This is a genomic window from Enterococcus sp. B2E4, assembly GCF_030499455.1.
GTDB lineage: Bacteria > Bacillota > Bacilli > Lactobacillales > Enterococcaceae > Enterococcus_D > Enterococcus_D casseliflavus.
This window is the reverse complement of record NZ_JAUKPK010000005.1, coordinates 47672-69993: the sequence shown is the minus strand read 5'-3', so window position 1 is coordinate 69993 and position 22322 is coordinate 47672. Positions and strand designations below refer to the sequence as shown.

Sequence of the window (22322 nt, the reverse complement as noted above, 5' to 3'; positions counted from 1 at the left end):
ATACTGGATCGACCCTCCCTCTTTTCGCCTCTGTCGCTATCGAGCCATCCTTTTGCTTGCTCGTTGTTCTATTGCCGACGAATAAAAAAGGCACGATCATTTATGGGACTGATGAAATAGTGTTGAATTTGCACAACTCATCCGTCCTTATTAACAATCAACCACACAAAAAAAACAGTATCCTCTGAGAGGATACTGCTTTTGCTAGCTATTTGGCGTAATCCGTTGCGCGGGTCTCGCGAATAACGGTTACCTTGATATGACCAGGGTAATCCAAATCGTCTTCGATCTTCTTGCGGATGTCGCGAACCAATCGTACAGCATCCAAATCAGAAATCTCTTCTGGTTTGACCATTACACGGACTTCACGTCCGGCTTGGACTGCAAAACTGGAATCGACCCCTTTGAAGCCGTTGGCGATATTTTCTAGGTTTTGCAAGCGGCGAATATAATTTTCCAATGATTCGCTGCGGGCACCTGGACGGGCTGCTGACAAGGCATCTGCGGCTGCAACTAAAACAGAGATAACCGATGTTGCTTCAACATCTCCATGGTGAGAAGCGATCGCATTGATCACCACACCATTTTCTTTGTATTTGGCAGCTAACTCAGCCCCGATCTCAACGTGAGAGCCTTCGATTTCATGGTCAAGGGCTTTCCCGATATCATGCAAGAGTCCGGCGCGTTTGGCTAACTGGATATCTTCGCCTAATTCTGCGGCAAGAACACCGGTTAGTTTTGCGACTTCGATCGAGTGGTTCAAGACGTTTTGTCCGTAGCTGGTACGGAAACGCAAACGACCTAAAATCTTGATCAAGTCTGGATGAAGGGTGTGGGCGCCGACTTCAAAGGCTGCTTGTTCCCCATATTCACGAATATGCTCATCCATTTCTTTCCGAGATTTTTCGACCATTTCTTCAATTCGAGCTGGATGGATCCGGCCGTCTTGAATCAGTTTTTCAAGGGTCATACGAGCAATTTCACGGCGAATCGGATCAAATCCTGATAAGACGACTGCTTCTGGCGTGTCATCAATGATCAAATCGATCCCTGTCAATGTTTCAAGGGTGCGAATGTTCCGACCTTCTCTTCCGATGATTCGACCTTTCATCTCATCGTTTGGTAATGATACGACCGATACCGTGGTTTCAGACACTTGGTCTGCGGCACAACGTTGGATTGCTAAGGACAAGAGATTTTTTGCTTTTCGATCTGCTTCTTCCTTCGCACTCTGTTCAGATTCTTTGACCATGATCGTTAATTCATGGTTCAATTCCTCTTCCGTTGATTTCATGATCAACTCTTTTGCTTCATCTCTAGACAGCGCAGCGATGCGCTCTAATTCTTTCTGTTGTCCATCGATTAAGTTTTCTACTTCTTTTTCTCGCTCGTCAATTAATTGTTGTTTCTCACTAAGTCTGCCTTCTTTATCTTCAAGTGAGCGTTCTCGTTTTTCCAAAGAATCGTCCTTACGATCAAGTACTTGTTCTCTTTGGAGTAAACGATTTTCTTGTGATTTTAAATCAAGTTTGCTTTCTTTCAACTCACTTTCAATCTCTGACCGATACTTCTGATTTTCTTCCTTAGCTTCTAACAATGCTTCTTTTTTAAGAGTTTCTGCTTCTTTCTTAGCGCTTTCGATAATTCCAGCTGCAGAATTTTGGGCGCCGTTGATTTCTTTCTCATGACGAGATTTCGTCACATAAACTCCTAATCCAAGACCGACAATTAAACCGATGATAGCGAGGAGAATGTAAAGTAGTTCCAATGAATCCACCTCCATACTATCTTTTTAAATATTTTGTAATTTTGATTAACAAAGGATAACAAAATTATCAATTCGCTACTTCTTATGTGGAAATCCACATACGTTTATTCTAATGTTTGAACACAAGAGTGTCAACTTTAAATAATAAAGTAAACTTTCGCAACCCTTCCTTTTTACGGATGTTTTTTCAACAATGGACGAATCTGGCAAAAACCACAAAAAAGCCAAACAACGAGGTTGTTTGGCTTTTTCAAGACTTAGTCGTCTAATGGTAATTCTTCTTGCGCTTCCTCAAGGGTTACGGTCTCTCCTGTTCCAATCCCGTAAGCATCGCGGACGCGAGCAGAAACTTCTAACATCATTTCTTGGTGTTCACGCATGTAGTTTTTGGCGTTTTCACGACCTTGACCGATACGATCCCCTTTATAGGCATACCACGCACCGCTTTTATCGACGATGTCTTGTTCCACGGCCATATCCAGCAATTCGCCTTCTTGGGAAATCCCTTGACCATACATCATGTCGACTTCTGCTACTTTAAATGGTGGCGCTACTTTGTTTTTGACTACTTTGATCTTCGTGCGGTTCCCGATGATATCTGTACCGGATTTCAATTGCTCAGCACGACGTACTTCCAAACGGATGGTTGAATAGAATTTCAACGCACGGCCACCAGGGGTCGTTTCTGGATTCCCGAACATGATCCCAACTTTTTCCCGAATTTGGTTGATAAAGATCGCGATCGTTTTCGTTTTGTTGATGGAACCAGAAAGTTTCCGTAATGCTTGTGACATCAAACGAGCTTGCAAACCAACGTGGGTATCACCCATTTCACCATCGATCTCCGCACGCGGGACTAAAGCTGCTACCGAGTCAATAACCACGATATCAACCGCACCACTTGAAACTAAGGCGTCAGCGATCTCTAATCCTTGTTCCCCTGTATCTGGTTGTGATAACAAAAGATCATCGATATTTACGCCTAATTTTTGCGCATACTGAGGATCTAACGCATGTTCGGCATCGATAAATGCTGCTGTTCCGCCATTTTTTTGGACTTCCGCAATGGCATGTAAAGCAACTGTCGTTTTACCAGAACTTTCTGGGCCGTAAACTTCTACGATCCGTCCTCGTGGGTAACCACCTACACCTAATGCAACATCCAAGGCCAATGAACCACTTGGGATCGTTGAAATTTGTTGATCAACTTTTTCGCCAAGCTTCATGATGGCACCTTTACCATAGTTCTTTTCAATCTTCTTTAGTGCAGCATCTAAGGCTGCTTTACGATCATCTGCCAAACGGATAATCCTCCTTATATTCATCACTTTCGTGTGTCGTTCATAAGATAATAATAGTCCTTCTGAAGGGAAATTGCAAGAAAAAACGAACAAACATTCGCATTAATTTAATAATTCCTTACGTATTTGATTTAAGCCTGCCATGACAGCACTATGCCGAATATAGGCGCGGTCGCGATTGAAGTGATACAGCTGGCTCGAGACGCCTTTGTCAGAAGCTAAGGCGATCCAAACGGTGCCTTTGGGCTGACCTTCTAACTCGTCTGGACCAGCAACACCAGTAAACGCCACCGCATAATCAGTCTCGGCTTGTTTGCGGGCATAGACGGCCATTGCTTCTGCACATTCCTGACTAACAGTTCCATAGCTTTCCAAAAGCCCTGGATCGATGCCTAAGAGCTTGCTTTTTGTTGCAGCAGAATATGTCACGAACCCACCGGGAAACACCTCAGAGACGCCAGGAATCCCTCCTAGGGTCGCTTGGAACAAACCAGCGGTCAAACTTTCCGCTGCGGTGACGGTTTTCTTTTTCTCGATCAGTCGCTCGACGACTGTTTCTGCCAGCGAATTTTGTTCCCCATACCCATAGAAATACGCACCGACCCGTGCTTGGACGGTTTCTTCTAACGCATCCAATTGTTTGATCCCTTGCGCCTCGTCTGCAGTTTTGACCGTCAGACGCAGCGTGACCTCATTGGGTTTGGCATAAGGAGCGATGGTGGGATTGACTTGATTCTCGATCAAATCGGCCAATTCTGTGACCAATGCCGATTCCCCGATCCCGTAATAGCGCAAAACGCGAGACAGCAAGACCTCTTCTTGGGGAAACTGCTCTAACAGAAGTGGTTTTGCGTGGGTAAGAAACATCGCCTGTAGTTCACTTGGTGGTCCTGGCAGCAGCAAATAACTGGTAGCGGCTGTCTGATAAAAGATCCCGATCGCTAGTCCATTGGGATTTGGCAAAGACACACCGTCCTTAAAAACGAGGGTCTGCCGCAAATTGTTTTCCGTCATCCTCCGTTGACTGTTTTCAAAGAAGGCTTTCAATTGGTGATAGCCTGGTTCATCTCTGACTAACTCTTGTCCCACATGACGGGCAGTGACTTGTTTCGTCAAGTCATCGTCGGTGGGCCCTAAGCCGCCGCACAATACGATCAAGTCGCTGCGTTTGTCGGCGATCGTCAGCAATTCTTCTAAGCGATTGGGGTTGTCCCCGACAACACTATGATAAAAAACATCGATCCCAAGACTTGCCAGTTCTTCTGACAAGAAGGTTGCGTTCGTATTCACCACCTGTCCTAAAAGTAATTCGGTCCCGACTGCAATAATCTCTGCTTTCATTCGTTTACTCCTTCATTTATCAGATACGTAAAAGTCTTTCATATTGACAAAAAAAGTCCAGAAAACTTCTGAACTTTCGTGACTTGTATCCTTGTTTTTATCGCTTCTTTATCTAGATCTAGAACTTTTACATAGAATCTTTAAAAACATTCGTATTTTTTATGAAATAATCGACCCCGGAATAGATCGTGAAGATCAAACATAGATACAACATGATTTGATCGATAGGCAAACCGATCATTGAAAAGGGAATGTTGTTCAAGAACAAGAAAATGATCGCAACCATTTGTGTCGCGGTTTTGATTTTCCCTGGCCACGCAGCAGCCATGACTTCCCCGCTTTGTTCCACTAACAACAAGCGTAAACCTGTCACTGCCAACTCGCGACAAACGATGATCGAAACTACCCAGCCTGGGGCTTTATCTAATTCAACCAGCATGATAAAAGCCGTCATGACGAGCATTTTATCTGCTAACGGGTCAGCAAACTTCCCGAAGTTGGTAACAAGGCCTCTGGAACGAGCGATCTTGCCATCTAGCCAGTCTGTAATGCTGGCCGCCGCAAAAAGGATCGCTGCAATAAGGTGCGTGTTTTCTAATTGTGTCGTACCAACGGTCAGCGTGCCAAGATCGATTGGCAAAACCAAGACCAAAATAAAGATGGGGATCATAATGATCCGTAATACAGTTAATTGATTGGGTAAATTCACGAAATAGACTCCTCTCTGCCGACTATTGTACGAAATAACGGCAAATCATGCCACTACTTCTGCTTTTCAATGGTCGGATGCAACAGATAACTTTTTAGCTAATGATACCTCAATAAGGCGTATTTGTCAGATTTATGCCGCATCGTCTTGGTATTCAATCACGAGGCGGACTGTCTTTTGTAACAATTCAAATTGCGGGTCAGAAAAGTCCACTTCCTGACCATTGGCAGTGATGGAGATATTTTGACTTGCGCCCAGGGTCAAAGTCGCATTCGTGGCGCCTTCTGGCAGCGTCATCGATTGCGTTTCTCCCGCTTGAACAGTGTATTGGTACACATAAGCGTTGTCGACTTGTACACCGACCCAACAAGAAGCATCTAGCCCAGTAAATGCGAATTCAATAGGATTTTCCGCATCTTTCATCGTGATCGTGATCGACGATTGCGTCGAATCACTGGCAGTCATCGTCATTTTCGCTTCGCTGGATTCCGTCGTACTTGAAGACTCCGTCGCTTCACTCGAAGTACTGGTTTCTTCCGTACTTGACGTGGTGGAAGCGGTAGACGCTGAATTTTCTACCACAAGAGAAGAGCTTCCTTGGATCATCGGCGTTGTATTCCGGTCTTGCCAAGCCATGTAGCCCACGATACTCACGATCGTAATGGCCACCAGACCTAATAGAATCATCGGCAAATAGCGGACGACAAACGAGCCGCTTTTTTCTTCTACGTGCTGTGCTTTTCGTGAGCCGCTGACGGTTTCAGGCTGCGGTCTTTTTGGTAAGGGGGCGTCTAACGTATCTTTGCCATCAAAAACGGCTACCAATTTGTCGCCGTCTTCTCCAACCGCTGCTGCATATTGGCGAATAAACGCACGGACATAAAAAGTGCCTGGCAATTGATCAAAACGCTCTGCTTCAATTGCTTCTAAATAGCGTTTTTGGATCTTTGTCATTTGTTGTAATTCAATCAATGAAATGTTTTTATCTAAACGGGCTTGCCGTAATTTTGCTCCAATCGTTGTTTCGTTGGCCACTCGATCATCTACTCCAGTCTTTTATTCATCTTTAAAAAAAGCCCTAAAATCGCTTCGCTGCTTGTCGTAAGGTCAGCAAAGCTGCTCTATCATTTTAAAACAGGGGTTCCCTGTATACGTCAATAAAAAAAACTCCGTCACGCAGATTGCCATCTGGGCGCGCCGTCTACTAAATATAACATTTTTTCCGTGAATTTTTGTAAAAAAACAAAAAAAGATTTTGCTTCAATAATTAAAGAATACCATAAAAGAAAAAGTCTGAGGATAGCCTAACCACAACTCGCAAACAAATTTTAATACTTTTCGCCAAATTGGCATCAAATTGCAAGAAAAAACCACCTTTTGACGCAAAAAGAAAACACTGAATGACTCAGGAGTTGGCAGCCCTTGTTCTGTTGGGCGTTCCTCCTTGAATCATTCAGTGTCGCTTAGATGACAGCTGTTTGACAAAACTAGCCTTCGCTTAGGCTTTTTCCGTTGGATACATGTAAAAACGACTAAACGCTTTGGGATCGATAAAGGAACGAGCCGCTTGCTGGACATCTTCCAAAGTGATCGATTGGATCACCTCTGGCAGATCAAAGAGCGTCGTTTCACCGAATAAACTTTGGGTAAACTGGTTTGCGATAAACTCCAGTGAGTTCAGTGATTGGAAATATTTCCCTAGCATTTTCTTCTTCAATAACGTCAAGTTTTCTTCATTGATCTCTGGATCTTGCGGGAAATTCATTACGATCGCTTCGATCTCTGCCAACATTTTTTCTGGCTCTTCAGAATCCCCCGAGAAGTCGGCAAAGTAAAAGCCGCGATCCAAGTTCACTTCAAACCCAAATGTGTCGTCGATGATGCCTTGATCATACAAACGCAAATAATTGGCAGAAGTATTGCCTAACACCAATTGGCAGAAAAGATTCAACGCATTTTTGAAGCGCAAGAGCTCTCTTCCTGATTTCGGCAGTTTGTTCAAGTCTCCTTTGATCCCTAATACGCCTTTGGCACGTGTCACTGGCATGGTAAGACTTGATTCTGCTTGAATATCGGCAAAGGTTTCTTCAGGAAACTGGCGAATGATCGCCTGCGTTTCTGGAAAGGTCTTGGCCGCTTGATTGGTCCGAATCCACGCCATCGTTTCTTCAGGATCGATATTGCCTACCACAAAAAGTGTCATGTTGCTTGGGTGATAGAAGGTATTGTAGCAAAGATACAAGTCTTCTGCGGTGATCTGCGCAATGCTTTCCACCGTACCAGCGATATCGATATGCAAGGGGTGCTTCGGATACAGATTTTTGATGATGCCGAAAAACTGCTGCCAGTTTGGATCGTCATCATACATTTGGATTTCTTGACCAATGATCCCTTTTTCTTTTTCGACGGTTTCTTCTGTGAAATACGGGGCTTGAACGAAATCGATCAACGTTTCAAGGTTCAGCTTGATTTGATCGGTTGCCGAAAAAAGGTAGCTAGTTTTCGTGAAACTGGTAAAGGCATTGGCAGACGCCCCCTGCTGACCAAAGGTTTGAAAGACATCGCCGTCTTCTTTTTCAAACAGTTTGTGCTCTAGAAAATGGGCAATGCCATCAGGGACTTGATGCAATGCTTCGGGTGAAAACCCGAAATGATTGTCGACAGAGCCATAGTTCGTACTGAAAAGTCCGTAAGTTTTATGGAAATCGGCTTTTGGCAGCAAATAAACTTTCAAGCCGTTTGGCAATACTTCTTCATAAAGGGTCTCATTGATTTGCTGATAGACTTTTTTATTCATGGGTCGTCTCCTTATCCAGGAAGAATACAGCTTGCAAGGACACGTTTTGAGCCAATGCTTGGACATCTGCCACGGTCACTTGTGCCAATTTCTGCATAAATTCATCTTCCGTCATTTTCGTATTCGGTACCCACTGATTCAGATAGGCTGTTTCGATCAGTGCTTGTGGGTTATCCAATGAGAGCAAGTACTGGTTTTTCAACATCGCTTTTGTTTGTGCCAGTTCTTCCGCGGTGACTTCGCCACGCTGCAAGCTTTGCAGCTGCTGTTCGATCAATTTGAAGACCTTATCGCGGTTTTTGCCATCGATCCCCGTTTGGACCGACAAATACCCACGAAACGTATCGATACTGCTAGAAGCATAATACGCCAAACTTTCTTTCTCTCGGACATTCATAAACAGTTTTGAATGAGGGAATCCGCCAAACAACCCGTTGAAGACCATAAAGGCGATCCGCTCGGCTTGGTCATAATACACGCCAGTATGATAGCCTAAGTTCAATTTGGCTTGGATGATTGGTTCTCGCAAGATTTTCTCGCGAATGATGTTTTCCGCCGCTTGCTGATAAAAGACCGGCATTGCTTGGTCTGGCCGATCGGTAAAGGCCATGTTTTGGAAGAGCGCTGCAACTTCTGCTTCAACCACATCGCCGATCACGAAAAGATCGATTTGATCATTGTCCATCATTGAGCGATAGGTTTGGTAAAGCTCTTTTGAGGTCACAGCTTCTAAGTCTTGCGGACGGCCAAAGCTCGGATACTTCTGATTCTGATCGTTTTCGAAATACAACTCTTGCAGCCCTAAAGAAGCCAATGCTTGCTTATCTTCTGCCACGCTATTCATATAGGCGATCAAGTTGTGCTTTTCGATGGTGAAGTTCTTTTCTTCAAATTGCTCCTCGTGGGCATTCGGATGGAACAAAACTTCTGCTAAAAAAGCGGCTGCTTGCGGCAATACTGCTTCATCTGACACGTACTTCCCGTTGACAAAGGACATCGCTGCATTGATCTGATGCAGATTGCCCCGTTTGTTGACATTCATACCAAAGCTGGCACCGTAAAGCTCTGCCAGCTGACTGCTAAACGCGGTCTGTGTCGGATAAGCCAAACTAGTCGTTTCTAATAAACTGGTCAATAAGGTCCGTTTGGCGGTCATTTCAGCCTGCAATGGTGCAGTAAACCGAACGAAAAAACGAATCGTTTTATACTTTTTGGTCGGTAGCACCGTTAACCGAACACCTTTTTTTAATTCAATAGACATGTGACACCCCTTCTAGAAGCAAAATTATCTCTTCAATTATAGCATAGCTGACAAACTTTCTCCTCGGCTCGCTGATCAAACCTGCTGTAGCGAGCGTTTTTTTTTATAAATCCCGCATTTTTCGCTATACTGTCAGTAAGATTTAGAAGGGAGGATACAGGATGAATAAAGAATTTAAAGAATTTATTTTACGGGGAAACGTCATTGACTTGGCGATCGGGGTCGTGATCGGGAGTGCCTTCACCGCAATCGTCACTAGTTTAGTTGAAGGATTGCTGACACCATTGGTTTCATGGATCTTATCACTCTTTGGTAACGCCGATGCCTTTTCTGGCTTGGTCTTTGAACCAGCCAAAAATGTGGTCTTTGATTTCGGCCGCGTAATTACTGCCATTATTACGTTCTTGATTACCGCATTTGTCTTGTTCTTGATTGTCAAAGCAGTCAACAAACTACGCAATCTGAAACAACAACCTGAGGAAGAAGAAGTACCAGAAGTCACTGCAGAGGATTATTTAGAAGAGATTCGTGACCTTCTAAAAGCGCAAACGCCTCCTGCCAACACTGTTGATCCACGTCCAACATCATTGGACGATACGATCCGATAAAAAAACGGCTCTTAGTCAATAAGGTCGAAAGAAGCGATTCGGATTCATCCGATCCATCAATCATAGCGCTAAAAGAAGCAAGCACGCGAACCTCGCTAGAGAGTCGCTGTGCTTGCTTCTTTTTTCATCCCGACATGCAGGATCCCGTCTTCATAAAAAGGCGGTGTAATGGTTTTAAAGCCATACTGGCCGTAGAATTTTTCTAAGTGGGCTTGTGCATCGATCGCATCGACCTCTTGATACGCACACGCTTGTTCCACCACAAAAACCGCTGTACGCAAACGGGCAAGCTGATAAAACTCCACCCCAGTCATTTCCCCTAACTCTTTTAGAAAAAACGCCATCCCATCACTCCTTATCTTATTGAACCAAAAAAGAGTCAACAAAGTGTCAACTCTTCTTGTTTCAAACAGCTTCTGATAAAAATTCAATCTCAACAGTTCTGGTTAAAATATCTGAATAACTATAAGAAACCCGCTCGAATGAATTCTCATTTGGATCCAAATCTACAACAAAAACTGAAGGATAAGTTTCTGTCAAAACGCCGCGACGTTCAGTTTGACGCTTACGTCCAGTCTGAGCAACTAGCATAATCTCACTACCGATACGGCCTTCTAAATCTTTCTTGATCGTAGCTAAAGTTGTTGGCATCGCATTCACCTCGAGCATCATCATACCACGAAAAGCAGAAAATTTCAAGTTTACCATAAAATAATTCTACTTTCAATAAGATTTTTGTTAAACACCCTTGATAAGCGCTATCAACTTTGTCCGACCGCGACTGAAAGCGCTTTTTATTTTTTCGTAAGGCAGCTTTTCTTGAGCGGCAATCTGATCAAGTTCTAATCCTTTTAAATAATTCATTATAACCATTCGTTCTAAAGACGATAAACTTTTCGGATACTCTGCCAACGATTCATTAACGAATAAGTAGGTCTCTGCAGTTTCCGCACAGCGATTATGATCGGTCAAAAACCGATTGCCTTCTTGTAAAAGCTTTTCTTCCAGCGAGCAGGCATCGACTTGGGCTTTGCGTTTTTGGGCATGCTGCGCCCGCAATAGGCTGCAGATACGGTTCTCAAAGGAACGCTTAAACAAGATACCGATGGTCGTTCCTTTGTCCTTATCGTAAGTCTTTAGACACTTATTAAAAACGATCCTGCCTTCTTGCAGCCAATCATCTAAGTCATAATCCCGCAGATAATATTTTTTATGCAAAATCTCAACGATCGGTCGATATTTTCTGAACAACTCTTCAAATCTATCTGAACGGTGCGATACTTGTCTTTCCTTTGTGCGCATCGAGATCACTCCTTTTGTTTTTGCTTCATTTGCTACAAAAGGAGCGTATCATAAATGGCTGGGACATCTTCTAATTTACCAGACCAACTTTGTCCCTAACTAAGGTCGCGCAATTTCTTTTCAAGTTCGGCTAATTGTTCAGGTGACCAAGGGGAATTGCGGCGGAAATTTTCAAACCGCAAGTCGGTTTGATGCTCGTGGATGTCTTTTTCCGTTTTTTCCACGCTTTTGTACAATTCCCGTGCCGAAGTTCGCAAAGCACCTTGAGAGAAGATCACCCACTGTTCGGCTAAATCGCTGGTAGCGACGGTGACTTGGGTCAATCGATTGTTTAATTCACCAGCGATTCGTTCGATGTAGCTGTCGGCGGTCTCTCCTTCTTCAGTAAAAATAACTTCCAGCTGATATTTGGTGTAACTTTGGGTCACACCAGGCACCAGTTGGGCATCAAAAACAACGATGATTTTCAACCCTTCATATTTTGCATAATTCGACAGCCGATTCAGTAAGGCTTCTCGGGCATCTTCTAAACGGTCCTGATTTTTCAAAAGAACCAGCTCCGGCCAAGCGCCAATCATATTGTAGCCATCCACGATCAGCAAAGGGGTTTTCATTGGGACGCCCCATTTCGGCTAGTAAAGGCCTGATACATCAACAAACCTGCCGCCACACTGGCATTTAAGCTCTGCACGTGCCCGGTCATTGGGATCGTCAGCATTTGATCCACTTCTTTTTTCAAACCTTCCCCCATGCCGCGACCTTCGTTGCCGATGATCAAACCGACCGCCCCTTGGGCATTCCATGTGCGGTAATCACTGCCACTCATATCAGTACCGAAGATCCAAAAACCAGCTTTTTTCAGCTGCTGGACTGCTTGGGTCAAGTTGGTCACGCGGGCCACAGGGATATGTTCCACTGCGCCGGTCGACGTTTTCACCACGATCGGCGTGATCCCCACCGCACGGTGTTTTGGAATGATGATCCCGTCTACGCCGCTGGCATCAGCGGTTCGCATGATGGAGCCGAAATTATGGGGATCTTCTAGATTATCTAAAATCAGATACAGCGGCTGTTCTTTCGTTTGGGCCAACAATTCATCCAAGGTCAAATACTGATAAGGGGTGATCGCCAAGATCATGCCTTGATGGACCCCTTGGTCACTCATCGTATCCAGCTTTTGTTTTGGCACCCATTTGACCGGAACTGCCTGTTCCCGCGCCATTTCTTTCAAACGATCGATTTTTTCTCCCCGTGCTTCTTCGGAAAGAAACAGCTTGTTGCCTCGCCCTTCTTTCAAGGCTTCAGCAACCGCATGATAGCCGAAGACAAAATTATCTTCGATGGCTTCTCCAGCGGCTTCTTTGCGGCGATCCGGTTTATTTTCTTGTCTGGCTTCTGATCGGCCAGCTGTTTTTTTATTTGGACGCTTTCTTTGCGGTTTTTCTCGCATCTTCTTCTCCTACTTTCTTTATACACCAGTCTATTAGCTCGTCTAAGCGTTCTTGTTGCTGCGTGAGGTGCAAATACCCGATCAGCGATTCAAAGCCAGTAGCGATACGATACGTCGTGACATCGGCATTTTTGGCGCCCGTATGGCTTTTACTATTGCGGCCGCGGCGGTAAAAATCATGTTCTTCTTCAGTCAGGATCTCTTCATCCAACATCTTTTGGATCAATGCCGCTTGGGCTTTGGCCGACACATAGTGGGTCGCCATATGGTGCAGTTGGTTCGGGCGGGTTTGGCCTTGGGCGACTAAATAATCGCGAATATAGACTTCATAGACCGCATCCCCCACATAGGCCAATGCCAAACCATTCAATTGTTTATAATCTCTCATGCTTCTCGTCTCCATCGGGTTCCTTGCGGGGTGTCTTCTAAGATGATCCCTTGTTCTTTCAACTCATCACGGATTTGGTCGCTGCGGGCAAAATCTTTGGCTTTGCGGGCGGCGATCCGTTCATTGATCAGCTGTTCGATTTCTTCTTCCAGCAATTCTTCGGATACAAAATAAATCCCGAAAATCGTCAGCCATTCGCTGAATTTGGCTAATCCAGCCGCTAATAAAGCCAAATCTGTTTCTGGGTCTTCGCTAGCTAAGTTCAGCCACTTCGCCAATTCATAGACCACAGTGATCCCGTTAGCCGCATTGAAATCGTCGTCCATTTCTTTGACGAAACGTTCTTCAAATTCTTCCAGAACCGCTGCATTGATTTCCTCATCGCTGGCTTGATAATGACTGCTATTCAAGCGGAATTTGGCATTTTCATAGGTCGTCCGCAATTTTTGCAAGTTGGTTTGTGCTTCATGCAAGGTAGTCTCACTGTATTTGATTGGTCGGCGGTACTGGGTCGTTGCCAAAAAGAAACGCAGCACCTGCGGATCAACTTTTTTGACCATCTCATGCACCGTGACGAAGTTGCCCAGTGACTTACTCATTTTTTCTTCGTCTTCACCGATCGTCACATAGCCGTTATGCATCCAATAGTTGGCAAAGGTCTTGCCAGTTTTCGCCTCACTTTGGGCGATCTCATTTTCATGATGCGGGAAGGTCAAGTCTTGTCCGCCTCCATGAATATCGATGGTCTCGCCTAGGTGTTTGGTCGCCATCACCGAGCATTCGATATGCCAGCCAGGACGACCGGCTCCCCAAGGAGATTCCCAAGCGATCTCATCGCCTTTTGCCGCTTTCCACAAAGCAAAATCCAACGGATCTTCCTTGATTTTTTGTTCTTCACCGATCCGCTGACTTGCGCCGACTTCCAGCTCATCGATGGATTGGTCGCTTAATTGCCCATAGTGAGCAAATTTGCGGGTACGGTAATAAACATCGCCATTGACTGGATAGGCATAGCCTTTTTCTACAAGAGCAACAATAAAGGCAATGATGTCTTCGATATGATCCATCACACGAGGATTCATCGTAGCAGGTTTGACGTTCAGCGCTGCGGTATCTTCATTGAAGGCGTTGATAAAACGCTCTGCCACTTCTGGGGCCGTCGTGCCTAATTCTTTTGCCGCACGAATGATTTTATCATCGACATCGGTAAAATTCATCAAATAGTCCACTGTATAGCCGCGGTATTCAAAATAACGGCGTACGGTATCAAACGACACAGTACTGCGGCCATTCCCGATATGGATGTAGTTATAGACGGTGGGTCCGCAAACATACATTTTTACTTTTTTTTCTTCTAATGGCTGAAACACTTCTTTTTCTCGTGTCAGCGTATTATAGATTTTAATCATCGTGGGTAACCTTCTTTCCTTTGATTCGAACGATCTTTGCTGGGATGCCGACAGCAGTTGCTTCTGCGGGGATATCCTTCAAAACCACTGCATTGGCGCCGATCTTTGCATATTCACCGATTGTGACAGGACCTAAGATCTGCGCATGGGCTGAGAGAAACGCACCGGTTTTGACCGTGGGATGACGCTTGCCCCGCTCTTTACCGGTTCCCCCTAAGGTGACCCCGTGAAACAAGACCACATCATCTTCAATGATCGCCGTTTCCCCGATCACGACGCCCATCCCATGATCGATAAAGACCCCTTGGCCGATCTGCGCACCAGGATGAATCTCGATCCCAGTCAAGAAACGCCAAAACTGGGCCGTCAGTTTTGCCAAAAAATACCAGCGATGCTGAAACAAAAAATGCGACCAACGATGCCAAAACAAGGCATGAAATCCTGGGTATGTGATGATGATCTCCAACGTTGATCGTACCGATGGATCATGTTTTTTTGTTGCCGCAATTGCTTTTTTGAACCAAGTCATCTTCTCACCTACTTTATCCAAACTTCTTGATACGAAAAAAGCGTCTTTCAAATAAGTTTCCTTATTCAAAAGACGCTTTTTTGCGTGGTCCCACTTTTGTTCGCAGTTCGGCACTGCCTTCAAGCGGGTAACGTCCGCTGCTTCGTCTTTGACTTGCGCCAAAGCCACTCCTAGGTGCATTTCCTAGCCTTTTTTGACCACTCTCACCTTCCGTGGTCTCTCTGAAAAAAATCGGCTAGTACTTCGTCTATTCGCTGTGTTTATAACACGTTATTCAAATGATCAAGGGCTTTTTCTTTCCCTAATAATTCAACGGTATCTGGTAGTTCTGGTCCGTGGGTTTGGCCTGAGACCGCCACGCGGATCGGCATGAATAAATTCTTGCCTTTGATGCCTGTTTCTTTTTGGATCTCTTTGATGGCTGCTTTGACTGCCGCAGCCTCAACAACTGGCATCGCCTGTAATTTTTCTTTAAAGGCTGTCAAAACCGTAGGTACAGTTTCTCCTGCTAAGACTTCTTTGGCTGCATCATCTAATTCAGGGTGTTCTTCGAAGAACAATTCCGAAAGGTCGACGATTTGTGCCGCAAAACTCATTTGCGGTTGATACAAGGAAACGATTTTTTTCAACCAGGCAGCTTTTTCTTCGGTCAATGTTTCTTCGATGCGACCGGCTTTTGCCAAGTAAGGGACGCACATTGCCGTCAATTCATCCAGATCCATTTGTTTCATGTACTGGTTATTGACCCATTCCAACTTCTTGGCATCGAAGGCAGCTGGTGATTTGCTCAACCGTTCAGGATCAAAGATTTTGATCAATTCTTCTTGAGAGAAGATTTCTTCTTCCCCTACTGGTGACCAGCCTAAAAGTGCAATGAAGTTGAACATAGCGTCTGGTAGATAACCCAACTCACGGTATTGCTCGATGAATTGGAGAATCGATTCGTCCCGTTTGCTTAATTTTTTCCCGGTTTCGCTATTGATGATCAACGTCATATGCCCGAATTCTGGTGCTTGCCAGCCAAATGCTTCATAGATCATCAACTGTTTTGGTGTGTTGGCGATGTGGTCATCTCCACGCAGCACATGGGTGATTTTCATATGATGGTCATCGACTGCTACTGCAAAGTTGTAAGTCGGCATACCGTCACGTTTTTGGATGACAAAATCGCCACCGACATTATCTGATTCAAAAACGATCTCGCCTTTGACCATGTCGTGGAATTTGTATTCAGTATTGCGAGAGACACGGAAACGAATCACTGGTTTCAAGCCTTGTGCTTCTTTTTCGGCTTGCTCTTCTGGTGTTAAGTTGGCACATTTCCCTGCATAATGGGGCATCTCGCCACGAGCTCTTTGGCCTTCACGTTCGGCTTCCAGTTCTTCTTCCGTACAATAACACTTATACGCACGATTGCTTGCAAGCAATTGATCGATCAGTGGTTGGTAGATATCGCCGCGTTCTGATTGACGATACGGACCGTATTCTCCTGGATTTTCAGGTGATTCGTCCCAATCCATTCCTAACCATTGCAAGTTTTCAAGCTGGCTTTTTTCACCATCTTCAATGTTTCTTTTTTGATCGGTGTCTTCGATTCGGATAATAAATTCACCGTCATTATGACGAGCAAACAAATAATTGAATAAAGCCGTCCGAGCATTCCCGATGTGTAAATGTCCTGTTGGACTTGGCGCGTAACGTACACGTACTTTTGTCATTGTTTTCCTCTTCCTTCATCTGATTTCCAAGCCAGCCAAGCTGCTTGGGGCTTATTGTTCAGTTTAGTGGGAAAGACCCGCGTAAAAAACAGAACCCTCAAGTTGAATTGTACAATCAATAACCCAATTAGTAAAGGCAGCTGGCATATTTTACGCCAGCTGCCGAGGATTATTTCTCTGATTTCGATCCTTCTTTGTTGTCGATGCCGCGACCAGAATGGGCTGGTTTGGCAAAAATCATCCGCCCAGCTGCCGTTTGCAAGGCGCTGGTGACGATCACTTCGATGTGTTCATTCATGTAATGCTGGCCATCTTCCACCACGACCATCGTCCCGTCATCTAGATAAGCGACCCCTTGCTGGCGCTCCGTGCCAGCTTTCACCACTAAGACGTGCATGCTTTCTCCTGGAATCACCACTGGTTTGACCGCATTGGCTAACGCATTGATATTCAAGACAGGCACATTTTGAAATTCAGAAACTTTGTTTAAATTGTAATCATTGGTCACGACGACACCATCCAGCATCTTCGCTAACTTGATCAGCTTGCTATCGACTTCGGAAATGTCTTCAAAATCGCCTTCATACATCTCAACTGCGATGCCTTCTTCTTTTTGCAAAGCATTCAAAATATCCAAGCCGCGGCGGCCCCGAACCCGTTTCAAACTATCGCCAGAATCTGCGATGTATTGCAATTCGTACAAGACAAAATTCGGGATCAGCAAGACGCCTTCTAAAAAACCCGTTTTAGCAATGTCATAGATCCGACCATCAATGATCACGCTGGTATCCAAAATTTTGTATTTGTGGAAGTGGTCCGCGATCTTTCTTTCCAGCATCTGCTGTTCATCTTGCTCTTGGGGCTCTGCCTTTTTGTTTTTCGGGGCAAAGACTTTTTTCCATTCATCGATCCGTGTCGTCCCGATCTGAAAACCGAGATACCCTAACAGGACCATCACTAAGATTGGGGCGATCCCGTTGATAAAAGGAATATCCCAATTGTAAAAAGGAATCGACACGATCACACCGATCATCAGACCGATGATCGAACCAATTGCGCCAAACAAGAGATACGTTAAGCTCAATTCACTTAGTTTTTCTTCAATTTTGCGAATACCGGCTGCAATATATTTCGCTAATAGTAAAGATAATAAAAAGAAAATAAGGGCTCCAAGCAAACTATTAGTGATGTTATTATTCAGCCATTCATTTTGGGTTTGCCCAATGGCTTGCCATGCGATAGGCATCAGTGAGATCCCCAGACTTGCTCCGGCAAGTACCATTAGTGCGGTAATGACTCGTTTCTGCATACGTGTTCCTCCATACTCCAGTAGGTTTCTTTTGTTCAAAAATCCGTGCTGCCAGACAGGCTCCTTCCGCCAGTCAGCGGCTGTCGGTCGGTTGGTTCAAACGAATGAATCAGCAGCGTCAGGGCAAGAGGAGAGGCGATTGCCCCTTGCTCTTGCATTGACTCCACTTTAACGGAAGACTTTCCGCAAGGTTTCGGCTAAGGTAGACACGCCTTCGACTTCGATGCCTTTGGGCGGCTGCCAGCCAGTCAGATTATTTTTAGGCAAATAAACTTTCGTAAAACCTAGTTTTTGCACCTCTTTGACCCGTTGCTCGATCGCGTTGACTCGGCGAATCTCACCCGTCAAGCCAATTTCACCGATAAAACACTCCGTCGGGCTGGTGCCTTTTTCTTTGTAGCTAGACGCGATACTGACAGCGATCGCTAGATCGATCGCAGGTTCATTTAATTTGACCCCGCCGGCTGCTTTTAAGTAGGCATCTTGATTTTGCAGCAGCAAGCCTGCCCGTTTTTCTAAAACCGCCATGATCAGCGAGACGCGGTTGAAGTCTAGCCCCGTCGTCGTGCGTTTGGCATTGCCGAACATCGTTGGCGTGACCAGTGCTTGGATCTCCACCAAGATTGGCCGACTGCCTTCCATTGCTACTACGATCGCCGATCCAGTTGCGCCTTCTAAGCGTTCTTCCAAAAAGACTTGTGACGGATTGGCGACTTCTTTCAACCCGCCTTCTTCCATTTCAAAAATCCCGATCTCATTGGTGGACCCAAAGCGGTTTTTGACGGCCCGCAAAATTCGAAAACTATGGTGCTTTTCGCCTTCGAAATACAAGACGGTATCCACCATATGCTCCAGCATCCGCGGTCCTGCGATCGAGCCTTCCTTCGTCACGTGGCCAACGATAAAGATGGCGATGCCATTGGTTTTGGCGATTTTCAGCAATTCTGCGGTCGTTTCTCGCACTTGGCTGACACTGCCTGCCACGCTGGTGATATCCGGTTGGGTCATGGTTTGGATCGAATCGATGATCACATAATCTGGGCGGATGTTTTCGATCGCTTTACTGATCTCTGACATGTCCGTTTCCCCATAGAGATAAAATTCTGTGTCGATGGCGCCTAAGCGCTGCGCCCGCATTTTGATTTGTTCGGCACTTTCTTCTCCTGACACATACAAGACCGTCCCGCCGATCGCTGCTAATTGCTGGGAAACTTGCAAGAGCAGCGTCGATTTTCCGATCCCTGGATCCCCACCGATCAAAATCAAGGAGCCTGGGACCACGCCGCCGCCTAAGACGCGATTCAACTCAGCAAGTTTCGTTTGGACCCGCGGTTCTTTTTTCGGTACGACATCGGCGATTTTCGTCGGCTGCATCTTTTGCCCCGTCAATGTCGTACGTACTCGACGATCGGCGGTTTCTTGAATCACTTCTTCCACCATTGAATTCCAGCTGCCGCAATTGGGGCATTTCCCTAAATATTTAGGGGAACTATACCCACAATTTTGACAGACAAATTGACTTTTTGCTTTTTTTGCCATTGATCTCCTCCACTACTTCTATCAAACAGACCCCCAGGCAGGATTTACTGATTCGAGGAGCCAAAGCCGCCGGTTCGGCTGGCAGTGGTTGTATCTTGATCAGCTTTTAAGAACGGCAAGAAAATTCCTTGGCCGATCCGTTCGCCTTTTTTAATGACGACATCTGTGGGGCCGAAATTGGTAAACTGAAACATGATATGCCCTTCATTATCTGGATTGTCATAGTAATCGCTGTCGATGACGCCGACACCATTCGTCAAGACTAAGAAACGTTTCAAAGGATTGCTGGAACGATTTGTCAGCTGCAAATACTCGTCTTCCCCCATATAGGCTTTGATCCCCGTGGGAATCAAGGTTGGCTTCAACTGTTTTGCGGTCTCTTTCGCAAAAAGCGCTTTGACCCCGTCGATCACGCCCGCTTTCCAAATGCTTGGCACCACGATTTCTTCCGCTGCTTCAAAGTCGTAACCAGCCGCATGATGGGTGGCACGTTGAGGCAAGGTGATGCTTTTTTCTTTATATGCTGTAATAATTTCAAATCCTCGTAATTTCATGGGTTCCTCCAATAATAAAACATATAGCTATTTTAGCATAGGAAGAACTATTTTCTTCATGGAAAACACAATTATCGAAAAGTCTTTACAATTTCTTCGTTTAAAAATAGACCAAAAAGAAAAAAGGACATGACGAAACGCCCGTTTGCGAGTACAATAGAAAAAATATCAAAAAATAGGCGGTGGCATATGCGCGCAGATCTTTCAAACAAAAACCGAATCGTTGTAAAAATCGGCACCAGCTCGTTGATTTATCCCAATGGTGCCATCAATCTAGCTGGCATCGATGAATTAGCCTTTGTCTTAGCAGCTTTGCAAAACCAAGGCAAAGAAATCATCTTAGTTTCTTCTGGTGCGATCGGTGTTGGCATGAACAAGTTGAATTTGAAAGAACGACCCGTGGAGATCCCGCAGCAGCAAGCCGTGGCCGCCGTTGGCCAATCGGAACTGATGACGATCTACAACCAGCGTTTTCAAAGCTATAGCCAGCAGACTGCACAGATCCTGCTGACCAGAGACATCATCGAATTTCCCCAAAGCCGTCAAAACGTTAGCAACACCTTAGAGCAATTACTTACGATGGGGATCATCCCGATCATTAATGAAAACGACACGGTAGCAGTGGATGAATTGGATCATCTCACCAAATTCGGCGACAATGACCAGCTGTCAGCGATCGTCGCTCAGTTGACGAAAGCCGAGCTTTTGATCATGCTTTCTGATATCGACGGCTTTTATTCCGCCAATCCGCTGAATGATCCTGAGGCCGTTTTGTATTCCGAGATCAATGAAATCACCCCAGAACTTTTAGAACAAGCTACGGGAAAAGGCAGTCCTTATGGAACCGGCGGTATGACCAGTAAACTAAAAGCCGCCCAACGTATCTTAGACTTGAACAGTCACATGCTGCTGGCTAACGGCAAGCAGCCGAAAATTATTTTTGACTTGCTCGCAGGGGAACCTGTCGGCACCCATTTTTATCAACGAACGGAGGATGAGCAATGAGCAACTTGCAAACGATCGGTCAACAAGCTCAAGCCAGCGCCCAGACATTAAGCTTACTGAGTGCCAGTGAAAAAAACCACCTACTGGCAGCGATGGCCGATGCTTTAGAAAAAGCTGCCGAGACGATTTTAGCTGCTAATCAACAAGATCTAGCCGCCGCAAAAGCCAAAGGAACCAGCCAGACGATGCTGGATCGACTGTTGCTGACAGAACAACGGATCACCGAGATGGCTAACGGCATCCGAGAAGTCGCCCAATTGCCCGACCCAATCGGTGCCGTGGATAAAATGTGGCGCAATGCTGACGATCTTTTGATTGGTCAACAACGAGTGCCTTTAGGGGTCATCGGCATCATCTACGAAGCCCGCCCTAATGTCACCACTGACGCAGCTAGTCTGTGTTTCAAATCAGGAAATGCCGTGATTTTGCGTGGTGGAAAGGAAGCCTTCCACTCCAATCAAGTCCTCGTGACTATTTTACAAGAGGCTTTAGCTGCCAATGGACACTCCCGCCATGCGATCCAGTTTATCGAAGACACGAGCCACGAAACAGCGGCTGAGCTGATGCGGCTGACAGATTACTTGGATGTTTTGATCCCTCGGGGAGGCGCCGGCTTGATTCGTCGTGTCAAAGAGACCGCCACGGTGCCAGTGATCGAAACCGGCACCGGCAACAATCATATCTACATCGACCAAGCAGCCCAGCTGCCGATGGCACTGGCGATCGTCACGAATGCAAAAACGCAACGCCCTTCTGTCTGCAATGCCATCGAAACGATCCTCGTCCATGAAGCAGTGGCAGCGGAGTTTTTGCCTATGGTAGAAAAGCAGTTTGCCGATCAAGTCGAATTGCGAGGGGATCAAAAAGCATTGGCGTTTTTGAACAATGCACAGCTTGCCACTGAAGAGGACTGGGCAACCGAGTTTTTAGACTATATCTTAGCGATCAAAGTGGTGGCTTCGCTAGAAGAAGCCATTGCTCACATCAATCGCTACAATACGAAGCACTCCGAAGCGATCATCACCGATGATTATTTCGCTTCCCAACGCTTCTTGAAAGAAGTTGATGCGGCGGCGGTTTACGTCAATGCCTCGACCCGTTTCACCGATGGCTTTATGTTTGGCTTTGGTGCCGAGATCGGCATCTCGACGCAAAAACTCCATGCCCGTGGGCCAATGGGGTTAGAAGCACTGACTTCTACCAAATACATTATTTATGGCGAAGGCCAGATCCGTAAGTAACGATACGAAAAAACAGCCACTTGCTGTCATGACTTCCAATAGTTAGACTAAAAAGCTAACTTTAAAAGGTCGGTACATGCGCAAGCGGCTTTT

At 45.5% G+C, this 22322-nt stretch carries 23 protein-coding genes and 1 other annotated feature; of the genes, 3 read left to right on the top strand and 20 right to left on the bottom strand.

The features are described 5' to 3' along the window. Positions 1-208: 208 nt before the first annotated feature. The 7 genes from rny to Q1X33_RS04330 all read right to left on the bottom strand — a co-directional run bounded on the left by rny (position 209) and on the right by Q1X33_RS04330 (position 9177). A complete protein-coding gene (gene rny / locus Q1X33_RS04360) occupies positions 209-1783 on the bottom strand; it encodes a ribonuclease Y (RefSeq protein WP_301969558.1) in 1575 nt (524 codons plus the stop codon). Between the two features lie 242 nt (positions 1784-2025). Continuing rightward, positions 2026-3069 (bottom strand): recombinase RecA, encoded by a 1044-nt coding sequence (gene recA / locus Q1X33_RS04355; protein WP_005226448.1) that lies wholly within the window; start codon positions 3067-3069, stop codon positions 2026-2028. A 102-nt stretch (positions 3070-3171) separates the two neighbouring features. Beyond that, positions 3172-4410: a competence/damage-inducible protein A gene (locus tag Q1X33_RS04350; protein WP_005226441.1), complete on the bottom strand. Its 1239-nt coding sequence runs from the start codon at positions 4408-4410 to the stop codon at positions 3172-3174. 127 nt (positions 4411-4537) lie between these two features. Beyond that, on the bottom strand, positions 4538-5119 hold the full coding sequence (gene pgsA, locus Q1X33_RS04345; protein WP_005226440.1) for a CDP-diacylglycerol--glycerol-3-phosphate 3-phosphatidyltransferase: 582 nt from the start codon (positions 5117-5119) through the stop codon (positions 4538-4540). A 132-nt stretch (positions 5120-5251) separates the two neighbouring features. Continuing rightward, the gene (locus Q1X33_RS04340; protein ID WP_005226434.1) at positions 5252-6154 is read right to left on the bottom strand and encodes a helix-turn-helix domain-containing protein; all 903 of its coding nucleotides are present in this window, start codon (positions 6152-6154) and stop codon (positions 5252-5254) included. Positions 6155-6617: 463 nt separating this feature from the next. Further along, a complete protein-coding gene (locus tag Q1X33_RS04335; RefSeq protein WP_005226432.1) occupies positions 6618-7916 on the bottom strand; it encodes a pitrilysin family protein in 1299 nt (432 codons plus the stop codon). Beyond that, positions 7909-9177 carry a pitrilysin family protein gene (locus Q1X33_RS04330; RefSeq protein ID WP_005226424.1) on the bottom strand — a complete coding sequence of 423 codons (1269 nt, stop codon included), beginning with the start codon at positions 9175-9177 and terminating at the stop codon, positions 7909-7911. Before Q1X33_RS04330 ends, Q1X33_RS04335 begins: the two co-directional genes overlap by 8 nt. A gap of 161 nt (positions 9178-9338) precedes the next feature. On the opposite strand from Q1X33_RS04330, the gene mscL reads away from it, so the two are divergent. Further along, complete coding sequence (gene mscL, locus Q1X33_RS04325; protein WP_301969557.1) at positions 9339-9785, top strand: large conductance mechanosensitive channel protein MscL; 447 nt, start codon at positions 9339-9341, stop codon at positions 9783-9785. Between the two features lie 95 nt (positions 9786-9880). On the opposite strand, the gene Q1X33_RS04320 is transcribed toward mscL, so the two are convergent. The 13 genes from Q1X33_RS04320 to Q1X33_RS04260 all read right to left on the bottom strand — a co-directional run bounded on the left by Q1X33_RS04320 (position 9881) and on the right by Q1X33_RS04260 (position 19983). Further along, complete coding sequence (locus tag Q1X33_RS04320; RefSeq protein WP_005226419.1) at positions 9881-10129, bottom strand: GNAT family N-acetyltransferase; 249 nt, start codon at positions 10127-10129, stop codon at positions 9881-9883. Positions 10130-10190: 61 nt separating this feature from the next. Continuing rightward, on the bottom strand, positions 10191-10436 hold the full coding sequence (locus tag Q1X33_RS04315) for a Veg family protein (protein ID WP_005226417.1): 246 nt from the start codon (positions 10434-10436) through the stop codon (positions 10191-10193). Positions 10437-10523: 87 nt separating this feature from the next. Continuing rightward, positions 10524-11087: a sigma-70 family RNA polymerase sigma factor gene (locus Q1X33_RS04310; protein WP_015508689.1), complete on the bottom strand. Its 564-nt coding sequence runs from the start codon at positions 11085-11087 to the stop codon at positions 10524-10526. A gap of 95 nt (positions 11088-11182) precedes the next feature. Continuing rightward, complete coding sequence (locus Q1X33_RS04305; RefSeq protein ID WP_005226413.1) at positions 11183-11701, bottom strand: NYN domain-containing protein; 519 nt, start codon at positions 11699-11701, stop codon at positions 11183-11185. Continuing rightward, positions 11698-12537 carry a 23S rRNA (guanosine(2251)-2'-O)-methyltransferase RlmB gene (gene rlmB, locus Q1X33_RS04300; RefSeq protein ID WP_005226411.1) on the bottom strand — a complete coding sequence of 280 codons (840 nt, stop codon included), beginning with the start codon at positions 12535-12537 and terminating at the stop codon, positions 11698-11700. The genes Q1X33_RS04305 and rlmB overlap by 4 nt, the downstream gene beginning before the upstream one ends. Next, complete coding sequence (locus Q1X33_RS04295; protein WP_005226405.1) at positions 12503-12925, bottom strand: Mini-ribonuclease 3; 423 nt, start codon at positions 12923-12925, stop codon at positions 12503-12505. Before Q1X33_RS04295 ends, rlmB begins: the two co-directional genes overlap by 35 nt. After that, the gene (gene cysS, locus Q1X33_RS04290) at positions 12922-14334 is read right to left on the bottom strand and encodes a cysteine--tRNA ligase (RefSeq protein WP_301969556.1); all 1413 of its coding nucleotides are present in this window, start codon (positions 14332-14334) and stop codon (positions 12922-12924) included. The genes Q1X33_RS04295 and cysS overlap by 4 nt, the downstream gene beginning before the upstream one ends. After that, complete coding sequence (epsC, locus tag Q1X33_RS04285; RefSeq protein ID WP_081117733.1) at positions 14327-14863, bottom strand: serine O-acetyltransferase EpsC; 537 nt, start codon at positions 14861-14863, stop codon at positions 14327-14329. The genes cysS and epsC overlap by 8 nt, the downstream gene beginning before the upstream one ends. A 65-nt stretch (positions 14864-14928) precedes the next feature. Further along, positions 14929-15127: a binding site (T-box leader), on the bottom strand. Then, a complete protein-coding gene (gltX, locus tag Q1X33_RS04280) occupies positions 15124-16581 on the bottom strand; it encodes a glutamate--tRNA ligase (RefSeq protein WP_005226398.1) in 1458 nt (485 codons plus the stop codon). (Overlaps the previous feature by 4 nt.) A gap of 169 nt (positions 16582-16750) precedes the next feature. Continuing rightward, positions 16751-17890, bottom strand: coding sequence for a PIN/TRAM domain-containing protein (locus Q1X33_RS04275; protein WP_005226396.1), 1140 nt, complete (start codon positions 17888-17890; stop codon positions 16751-16753). Positions 17891-17925: 35 nt separating this feature from the next. After that, positions 17926-18057, bottom strand: coding sequence for a hypothetical protein (locus Q1X33_RS04270; protein WP_254907872.1), 132 nt, complete (start codon positions 18055-18057; stop codon positions 17926-17928). A 1-nt stretch (position 18058) separates the two neighbouring features. After that, positions 18059-19429 carry a DNA repair protein RadA gene (gene radA / locus Q1X33_RS04265; protein WP_005226394.1) on the bottom strand — a complete coding sequence of 457 codons (1371 nt, stop codon included), beginning with the start codon at positions 19427-19429 and terminating at the stop codon, positions 18059-18061. Positions 19430-19473: 44 nt separating this feature from the next. Beyond that, on the bottom strand, positions 19474-19983 hold the full coding sequence (locus Q1X33_RS04260) for a hypothetical protein (RefSeq protein WP_010748479.1): 510 nt from the start codon (positions 19981-19983) through the stop codon (positions 19474-19476). Positions 19984-20172: 189 nt separating this feature from the next. Here Q1X33_RS04260 and proB point away from each other — a divergent pair, with 189 nt between their 5' ends. Both proB and Q1X33_RS04250 read left to right on the top strand, forming a co-directional pair. Continuing rightward, positions 20173-20988, top strand: a complete 816-nt coding sequence (gene proB / locus Q1X33_RS04255) for a glutamate 5-kinase (RefSeq protein ID WP_005226390.1) — start codon at positions 20173-20175, stop codon at positions 20986-20988. Beyond that, positions 20985-22229, top strand: a complete 1245-nt coding sequence (locus Q1X33_RS04250) for a glutamate-5-semialdehyde dehydrogenase (protein WP_005226389.1) — start codon at positions 20985-20987, stop codon at positions 22227-22229. The genes proB and Q1X33_RS04250 overlap by 4 nt, the downstream gene beginning before the upstream one ends. Positions 22230-22322 lie beyond the last annotated feature (93 nt).

Excerpts from the sequence above, each read along its gene's own strand:
- rny (WP_301969558.1), bottom strand. The coding sequence starts at position 1,783 with ATGGAGGTGGATTCATTGGAACTACTTTACATTCTCCTCGCTATCATC.
- Q1X33_RS04350 (WP_005226441.1), bottom strand. The coding sequence starts at position 4,410 with ATGAAAGCAGAGATTATTGCAGTCGGGACCGAATTACTTTTAGGACAG.
- Q1X33_RS04335 (WP_005226432.1), bottom strand. The coding sequence starts at position 7,916 with ATGAATAAAAAAGTCTATCAGCAAATCAATGAGACCCTTTATGAAGAA.
- Q1X33_RS04330 (WP_005226424.1), bottom strand. The coding sequence starts at position 9,177 with ATGTCTATTGAATTAAAAAAAGGTGTTCGGTTAACGGTGCTACCGACC.
- mscL (WP_301969557.1), top strand. The coding sequence starts at position 9,339 with ATGAATAAAGAATTTAAAGAATTTATTTTACGGGGAAACGTCATTGAC.
- Q1X33_RS04320 (WP_005226419.1), bottom strand. The coding sequence starts at position 10,129 with ATGGCGTTTTTTCTAAAAGAGTTAGGGGAAATGACTGGGGTGGAGTTT.
- Q1X33_RS04315 (WP_005226417.1), bottom strand. The coding sequence starts at position 10,436 with ATGCCAACAACTTTAGCTACGATCAAGAAAGATTTAGAAGGCCGTATC.
- Q1X33_RS04310 (WP_015508689.1), bottom strand. The coding sequence starts at position 11,087 with ATGCGCACAAAGGAAAGACAAGTATCGCACCGTTCAGATAGATTTGAA.
- Q1X33_RS04305 (WP_005226413.1), bottom strand. The coding sequence starts at position 11,701 with ATGAAAACCCCTTTGCTGATCGTGGATGGCTACAATATGATTGGCGCT.
- rlmB (WP_005226411.1), bottom strand. The coding sequence starts at position 12,537 with ATGCGAGAAAAACCGCAAAGAAAGCGTCCAAATAAAAAAACAGCTGGC.
- Q1X33_RS04295 (WP_005226405.1), bottom strand. The coding sequence starts at position 12,925 with ATGAGAGATTATAAACAATTGAATGGTTTGGCATTGGCCTATGTGGGG.
- cysS (WP_301969556.1), bottom strand. The coding sequence starts at position 14,334 with ATGATTAAAATCTATAATACGCTGACACGAGAAAAAGAAGTGTTTCAG.
- epsC (WP_081117733.1), bottom strand. The coding sequence starts at position 14,863 with ATGACTTGGTTCAAAAAAGCAATTGCGGCAACAAAAAAACATGATCCA.
- gltX (WP_005226398.1), bottom strand. The coding sequence starts at position 16,581 with ATGACAAAAGTACGTGTACGTTACGCGCCAAGTCCAACAGGACATTTA.
- Q1X33_RS04275 (WP_005226396.1), bottom strand. The coding sequence starts at position 17,890 with ATGCAGAAACGAGTCATTACCGCACTAATGGTACTTGCCGGAGCAAGT.
- radA (WP_005226394.1), bottom strand. The coding sequence starts at position 19,429 with ATGGCAAAAAAAGCAAAAAGTCAATTTGTCTGTCAAAATTGTGGGTAT.
- Q1X33_RS04260 (WP_010748479.1), bottom strand. The coding sequence starts at position 19,983 with ATGAAATTACGAGGATTTGAAATTATTACAGCATATAAAGAAAAAAGC.
- proB (WP_005226390.1), top strand. The coding sequence starts at position 20,173 with ATGCGCGCAGATCTTTCAAACAAAAACCGAATCGTTGTAAAAATCGGC.
- Q1X33_RS04250 (WP_005226389.1), top strand. The coding sequence starts at position 20,985 with ATGAGCAACTTGCAAACGATCGGTCAACAAGCTCAAGCCAGCGCCCAG.